Origin of the sequence: Microbacterium sp. BF1, from assembly GCF_019279095.1 — a bacterium.
Taxonomy (GTDB): Bacteria; Actinomycetota; Actinomycetes; order Actinomycetales; family Microbacteriaceae; genus Microbacterium; species Microbacterium maritypicum.
The window spans coordinates 1-846 of the sequence record NZ_JAGYWT010000734.1; the positions used below are offsets into that span (position 1 = coordinate 1).

At 66.3% G+C, this 846-nt stretch carries 2 protein-coding genes; both read right to left on the minus strand.

Features of this window, described 5'->3' with window-relative positions:
* Positions 1-302 (minus strand): winged helix-turn-helix domain-containing protein (locus KZA10_RS16395; RefSeq protein WP_218683424.1); only part of this gene is annotated, 302 nt, incomplete at its 3' end.
* Between the two features lie 130 nt (positions 303-432).
* Positions 433-846 (minus strand): integrase core domain-containing protein (locus tag KZA10_RS16400; protein ID WP_256935011.1); only part of this gene is annotated, 414 nt, incomplete at its 5' end.

Here is an 846-nt window from a genome sequence, read left to right on the forward strand (position 1 = left end):
TCGACGAGCACGACGTGGGCGGCATGGTGATCGACGTGCACGGCGACGGCGAATCCGAGGCGCGGATGCAGGGCGACCCGTCCGGCGGCGGGGCCTCTCGTGTCCCGGTCGAGGCCTGCCGACGCGACGGCTCCGGCGTTCTCGAGCATCCGCAGCACCTGCGTGACCGCGGTGCGTGACAGACCAGTGGCGGACATCAGCTCCGAGCGGGTCTGCGGCCCGCTGCGAGCGAGCGCCTCCAGGATCGCGCGGCCGTTGAGCGTGCGCAGCAGGCCCTGCGGTCCCGCGAGTGGTCTGGACATCTGTTCCCTGGGTTGCCTGTCTGGTTTTCGTGTACCGCGCCAGGTGTCGTTCCGACGCGATGCCGACACGGAGCCGGGCGCAACGCCCGGACTGCTGACGGTTTGGTTGACTCGTCTTGTTTGGGGTTTTTCACGCCGCGTGAGCGGCCGGTGTGTTGATTATCTCGAACTCAATGGGCGTGAGCCTTCCGAGTCGTCGTTGTCGCCTGCGGCGGTGGTAGGTTCGCTCGATCCAGGTCACGATCTCGAGGCGGAGTTCTTGTCTCGAGTGCCACCTCTTCTTGTTGAGGACGTTCTTCTGCAGCAGCGCGAAGAACGACTCCATCGCTGCGTTGTCCGCGCATGCACCGACGCGGCCCATCGATTCGGTGATCCCGCTCTGGCGGAGCAGCTCGACGAACTTCCGCGACCGGAACTGGCCGTATTCAACCGGTCGTCGCAACACCGGCGAATCGGGGTATTGGATGAGCGTGTGGGACAGGCAGAAGCAGGTGCGGGCGTATCGGGGGCAGATCGTGTCTCCTGGGCGGCCGACGGTCGCGTG